The sequence below is a fragment of the Vibrio sp. 2130-1 genome (assembly GCF_033339515.1).
The window spans coordinates 1-568 of the sequence record NZ_JAWOUT010000549.1 but is presented as its reverse complement, the minus strand read 5'-3'; the positions used below and the strand labels follow the sequence as shown (position 1 = coordinate 568).

Annotated in this window: 1 pseudogene; it reads left to right on the top strand. The window is 50.2% G+C overall.

Going from position 1 to position 568, the window contains the following annotated elements:
- Positions 1 to 568 (top strand): annotated as a pseudogene (locus R7Q09_RS27320) (diguanylate cyclase); the annotation flags it as partial.

Here is a 568-nt window from a genome sequence, read left to right as displayed (position 1 = left end):
GACAGATATTCGTATCAATACCTTCAACGAGTTTCTCCGCGTCATCAAGAAGAACACCAAAGCATCGGTCTTTATCATGGACCAAGAACACCGATTAGTGGCACATTCTGGCCCAGGCAGCGTAGTGTCTTGGGGCACAAAGTTTTCGGATAAAGGCCAACGCTTGTTCGCCTCTGAAAGCGCAGACCCGATCATCAAAATCAGCGCCTCCCGCGTGCGTGGTTTTGACTTGTACCATACAGACCAACCGTACACGTTTGAGTTTGACCACAGCGGCCAACGTATTTTTAGCCGTATCACGCCCTACTACGATCCAAACGGTTTAACTTGGTTCATCGGCACTTCTATCTCGGAATCTGATTTGCTTGGCCTCTTACCGAAAAGCCAAGAGAAAAGCTGGATTGTTGGTATCGTCGTCAGCTTGTTTGGTATCGGCTTTAGTTGGGTCATCTTCGAACGCGTGACTCGACCAATCAACGCCACTGCCGATGCAGCTCAACACCTAGCAAATGGCGATTGGGATAGCTCAATGCCCCAACCTGGCCGCGTGTACGAAACGACCGTGCTC